We start from the raw sequence: 5,416 nt of genomic DNA, 5'->3' as shown, positions 1-5,416 counted from the left end.
TTAAAATACTCAGGATGACGCTCTTTTTCTATTTGATGCCAATCAGAAAATGATTTCTTTTTTATTATTTTACCTTGGGTGTCTAAGGTATAACGGGTAATATAACCATCATTTGATACATTGTACATATCTATAGTCCCATTATTATATTCACCACCCTCGATCTCATTACTATCCCCCTCGGGCTCTATAAATGCCATATCATAGGTTGGCGCTACAATTACTTTACCTGACTTATTTATAATACCCCATTTCCCGTGCTCGTAATCACCTTGTCGCACAGCTGCTAATCCTTGTGAAAAAGACATGGCTGAATCCCATTTTGCAGGAATCACTATCTTGCCGGTAGTATCTACGTAGCCTGATTTCCCTTGACCCCAAGGTTCGGTACTATATACGGCCAATCCTTCAGAAAAGTCTGATAAAGCACTGAATTTAAATGGAACAATAGTTTTTCCGGATTTATCTATCAAACCACATTTATTATTCTGACACGCGACTGCACGACCATCTTTGAAGTCTCCAGCTTGTTGATATTGGTAGGGTATAACCAGTTTACCGGACTTATTCATATAGCCATATTTACCATCTTCACCTTTTGGACCGTTTTTATAAACAGCAGCCATACCTTCATGAAAGTCTCTATAATTTATATTAGGATAGTCCATTGAAGTATCTAACTTTATAGGAATTACTAGTTTCCCAGCATCATTTATATAACCGGTATAAAATTGATCTACCTCAGAGATGTTAGCTGATTTACCAACGTATGCCATACCATCTGAAAAATCACCACAAAACTCAAATTTGGGAGGCACAACCACTTGACCTTTTTCGTTTTTAAATCCGCAAGAATTGTTATTTGAATAAGGCATTAATTTTGCACAAACTGTGGCACTAAAAGCCAAACCTACTATGCTTAGTGCTAATGTGTAGGCTGTTTTTTTAGCTTTCATAAAGTATTCCTTATTCACAAAGTAAAGATTAATTCTATTTCATTTAATCTTCATTTTCTATTATAAAATTCTAAAATTTATTTTATTTATTAAGGTTAAATATATTCTAAATAAAAAAATTATCTTTAGCCAAGATTCTCAAACTATATAACAAGTCAGTATTATGATACGAAGTTAAATTTTAGATGCTTACATGCTACATTTCATTAATAAAGCTTTTAACTCAATAACCTTTTTTTTTGAAGTGGCTCTGTTTTGAATAAATGCCATTATTAATAAATATAAAGACGACTTGATAAAAAGTTAAGCTTAGATACGGTTTGCTAATAGAGATATGGTTAAGGATGAATCAAAATATACAGTAGGCATGCTTTTCAAGAATTCATTCAAATTATGTATTCTGATAGTTGTTCAAATAAAAATCTATAATTAAAAAATTAAAGTTAAGGAATGAAAATGTGCTCAAACTTTGAACCAGCTAGCCCAAAACAGATTCAGCAGATTGTTGACAATAAACAGTTAGAGTTAGATTTTAACTATAAAAAGCGAGTTTATCCTAAAGACTTTTGTCCCATTTTGATTAATACTGAAGACGGACTTAAAGTGGTTAAAGGCCAATTTGGATTGAGTCCAAAATGGGCAAGTGATCCAGTAGATTACGCCACTTATAATGCACGACTTGAGTCAATAGAAGATAAAAAGACGTTTAGACCTTCATTTACGCAAAACCAATTTTGCTTAGTGCCAATGAGCGCATTTATGGAGCCTTATTATCTGAATTCAGATAGCGATAAGAACTTATGGCAACGTATTTATCAAGAGGATAATGAGCCATTTACTATTGCAGGCATGTATGAATTCAATACTCATTTTGATGAGCCAGTACATAGCTTTACCTTATTAACGCATAATGCCGATGACGAACCTTTTATGAGCCAGTTTCATAAACCCAATAAAGAGAAACGGTCGATATATTTGGTTGAACCTGAAAAACGTGAAAAATACCTTCAAGCGACTCGTAATCAAATCAGCAAACTGATGAGTCTTATCGAAGGCAATAAATTCAAATTTGAAGCAATATAATTATATTAGCTCTTAGGAAGGTTAAAGCAGTATGTTTGGATAAAAGATCATTATAAGATTCATATTGCAATAGCACTTTATTCATTAAAATGGCAAATTATTATGAAGATTACTTATAACTCGCTATTCATTAATTATGATATGTAAGCCAACCATGGAATAAATGATGTCATCAAGTTTTTTGCAAAATACAACGCTAATCACTTATTCGCCAGATCATGTATCAAAAGCTATTAGCGACAATATAAAAGATTTAGTGTTCAATAATTGTACCAAAGAGGTTTATTGGTTAAACACTTATGGTCTTAATCACATTGATGATATGAAGCAGGTAGTTTTGCAAAACCAATTTGATGATTTCTTAATAAAACTATTCCATGAAACCAATCATGCCAATAAAGTTATCGAACTTGATAATGTCTTATTTATAGCGGTAAAAGTACTCAAATCGGATGAATTTAGTCTAAGTAGCGAGCAAATGATATTCGTCATGTCCTCAAATATGCTTTGGAGTATTCAGGAGTATAAAGGAGGCTATTTTGAATGGATTAGAGATAGGCTGGTTAAAGATAAAGGACTTATTCGCCGTAAAAATGTAGACTACTTATTGTTTTTATTATTAGAATCTTTAATAGCTAGTTATGATGAAACCTTTCAAAATATACTAAGCAGTAGTGAAACTATAATACCTATTTCAAAAATCAATCCGACACCTTATTTTACCGAAAATGTAGAACAACAAAAATGTCGTTTAATGAATTTTAAAAAGGCAACACTTAGTCTGCGCAACACTATAGTAAAGCTGCAAACTATTGATAACTTACAGGTTGAGACTAAATATTTTATTGAGCTTAAAGAGCAGGCAACTAATTTAATCAGTGATATAGATTTTGAAATGCTTGAATTGGATAGCAAAATAAATCTAATTTTTTCAATACAAGGTCATCGATTAAACGAAATCATGCGAATGCTGACTTTGATATCAGTGGTGTTCATTCCGTTGACCTTTATAGCTGGCGTGTATGGAATGAACTTTGAGTACATGCCTGAATTAAAATTTAAATATGGCTATTTTGTGGTCCTCAGTATCATGGCAACCTCAGCAATATTTAGTATATGGTATTTTAAATCTAAAAAATGGTTTTGATAGGCAAGTTTAGTTGAATGCTTGGTTTTGCATATTTTAATAGTTATCTAAAGCTTAGGAATACGACAAGCTTCTTAACCGTTTGCGGTACGGGCAATAACGAGTGCAATAATATTCAATAGGTCAGTATTTCTTTATGTAATCAGATAATATGAGGGCATTAGGACCATTCAAATGTGAACGCCCATCCAAATTTTGGACGAGCCCAATTAATAGCAATTAGCGAAGGTTATATATAGGTAGTACTTTATATATAAAAAGGCTTACTTCTTGACTTCAAACCCATCTGCCTTAAACCCAACTTTCACATGGGTGCTGTCGCAAAATGGCTTATGTCCAGAGTGGCCGCAGCGACATAAATGCACTTCGGTATCACGGGTAATGGTGCGGCCTGTTCCAGTGACCACTTCAACATTACCGTAGATAAAGTTTGGTCCGTTTTTCATGGGTTCGATACGCAGCTCGCCACCACTGGCATCTGACACATTGGGCAGTTTGATTTCTTTTGAAGGTGGCTCACCTGTGGCTTCAAAGTTGACCTCATGGTGGCTACCATCACAATAGGGCTTTTGCTTCGAATGTCCACAACGGCATAATACCATGCGCATTGCATCCTGTTGGCCGTTCACACTGTGTTTGGCATGAATGTAGTTTGGGCCATTTTCGGTGACTCGAATCACATTGACCTTGGGCGGTTTTTCCATCAATGTGCCATCCGGATAATATGCTTGAATGGCACCTGATGGACAATTATGAGCAATCTCGAGCACCTCATCAGCGCTGGCGTTTTCAGGATGAATCCATTCGCCGTCCACATTTGGAACAAAAACGTCGGGACGGTCTAATACACAATTGCGTGAATGGATACAACGTTCGCTGTCAAATGTGACGATGACGTCTGCGGATTTAACAATTTCTTTGCTCATATAAGATCCTTTTGGCTGGCTAAATAAAAATTTCGCTAGCGAGTTAGCGTAACGGGGACGTATGTTGATTAATAATACTGAATGAAACCATATAGAATCTATGGGTAAAGTGTCTTTAAGAAGTCCAAATAACGATTCCATGAGCGTTTATCAGCACGTTCATTATAAGATTCTGCTTCAAAGTCAGTAAACGCATGAGGTGCACCACTATAGGTAATCATCTCGTGAGGAACGTGAGCTTCCTCAAGCGTCTTACCAAGTGTAGTAAAGTCCTCAAATGGCACAACTTTATCGGCCGTCCCATGAAACACTAATATCTCGCCTTGGGTATTGTTATAGTTCTGGAGGGGAGGTGTAGCAAGATCACCATGAAACGGAACAAACGCTTTTTGAGGGAATCCTGAACGGGCAAGCTCAAGCGCAGCACTACCACCAAAACAATACCCCATTGTCACACCATTACGTACATTATTGCCTTGTGCTTGACCAGCGTTTAGAGCAGCTGCAATTAAATGACGCATTTTATTGCGGTCTTGGTATAACTCGCCAGTAAGACGTTTTTTATCTTCTAAGGCAGTAGGTCGAATGCCTTGCCCATATAGGTCTGCAGCTAGTACGTTATAACCTTCTGTTGCGAGCATGTCGGCACGCTTGCGCTCATAATCTGTGAGGCCGTCCCAATCATGAAGTAGTAATATAAAAGGCGCATTGGCGATATCGGCTTTGGCGTAATATCCTTCATAAGCCTTATTATCTACCGTATAAGTGATGTTTTTAGTGGTAATGGCCGACGCAGTTTGGCTAGCACCTAACGCCAATAAACTTACGGATGTGCCTATAAGTAGAGTTTGAAAATGAGTTCGCAATGTGGAGATGAGGACCTTAAACATAATAAATCCTTTTTTATTTGAGTTCATATATTTATATATTAGGAATGGTTTGTCCTGGTATATCAATAATATAGATTAGCATAATAATACGTTTTACTAACCGGATTTATAATTAGAATGGAATAAAAAGTAAGTTAATTATGGGAGTGTAATAAGATACCGTCTTTTGAAATTTTGGTCACCATTTGGTCACCGAGGGTTTGGTCACTGTAGTTTTTATTAATACATAATTATAAAAAAATTAATAATTTTTTTCTGTACTAGTAAGTAGTAAGCTTGATTAGTAAATTTATAAGTAAATAATACGGAAAAGAATTTGAATCGCCTAAAGTCCTATAGATAAAGCCTTAAAGAGCAAATAAGCAAAACCATCACCCACAAAAAAACCCTAGATAATTGAATATCTAGGGTTGA

At 35.5% G+C, this 5,416-nt stretch carries 5 protein-coding genes; 2 read left to right on the top strand and 3 right to left on the bottom strand.

Going from position 1 to position 5,416, the window contains the following annotated elements; translation table 11 throughout:
* Window positions 1-956 (bottom strand): WG repeat-containing protein (locus tag QZ265_RS09625; protein ID WP_296405672.1); only part of this gene is annotated, 956 nt, incomplete at its 3' end.
* A 456-nt stretch (window positions 957-1,412) separates the two neighbouring features.
* On the opposite strand from QZ265_RS09625, the gene QZ265_RS09620 reads away from it, so the two are divergent.
* Together QZ265_RS09620 and QZ265_RS09615 are read left to right on the top strand one after the other, a co-directional pair.
* Window positions 1,413-2,039, top strand: coding sequence for an SOS response-associated peptidase family protein (locus QZ265_RS09620; RefSeq protein ID WP_296405670.1), 627 nt, complete (start codon window positions 1,413-1,415; stop codon window positions 2,037-2,039).
* A 166-nt stretch (window positions 2,040-2,205) separates the two neighbouring features.
* Window positions 2,206-3,186, top strand: a complete 981-nt coding sequence (locus QZ265_RS09615; RefSeq protein WP_296405669.1) for a CorA family divalent cation transporter — start codon at window positions 2,206-2,208, stop codon at window positions 3,184-3,186.
* A gap of 263 nt (window positions 3,187-3,449) precedes the next feature.
* Here QZ265_RS09615 and QZ265_RS09610 read toward each other — a convergent pair whose 3' ends face one another.
* The gene (locus QZ265_RS09610) at window positions 3,450-4,253 is read right to left on the bottom strand and encodes a CDGSH iron-sulfur domain-containing protein (RefSeq protein WP_296405668.1); all 804 of its coding nucleotides are present in this window, start codon (window positions 4,251-4,253) and stop codon (window positions 3,450-3,452) included.
* A complete protein-coding gene (locus QZ265_RS09605; RefSeq protein ID WP_296405667.1) occupies window positions 4,211-5,002 on the bottom strand; it encodes a dienelactone hydrolase family protein in 792 nt (263 codons plus the stop codon). The genes QZ265_RS09610 and QZ265_RS09605 overlap by 43 nt, the downstream gene beginning before the upstream one ends.
* Between the last annotated feature and the right edge of the window lie 414 nt (window positions 5,003-5,416).

The sequence above is a fragment of the Psychrobacter sp. genome, from assembly GCF_018260395.1.
Lineage (GTDB): Bacteria > Pseudomonadota > Gammaproteobacteria > Pseudomonadales > Moraxellaceae > Psychrobacter.
Note: the sequence above shows the minus strand (reverse complement) of the source record. Positions and strands in the feature narration are given on the sequence as shown.

Excerpts from the sequence above, each read along its gene's own strand:
- QZ265_RS09610 (WP_296405668.1), bottom strand. The coding sequence starts at position 4,253 with ATGGAATCGTTATTTGGACTTCTTAAAGACACTTTACCCATAGATTCT.
- QZ265_RS09605 (WP_296405667.1), bottom strand. The coding sequence starts at position 5,002 with ATGTTTAAGGTCCTCATCTCCACATTGCGAACTCATTTTCAAACTCTA.
- QZ265_RS09615 (WP_296405669.1), top strand. The coding sequence starts at position 2,206 with ATGTCATCAAGTTTTTTGCAAAATACAACGCTAATCACTTATTCGCCA.
- QZ265_RS09620 (WP_296405670.1), top strand. The coding sequence starts at position 1,413 with ATGTGCTCAAACTTTGAACCAGCTAGCCCAAAACAGATTCAGCAGATT.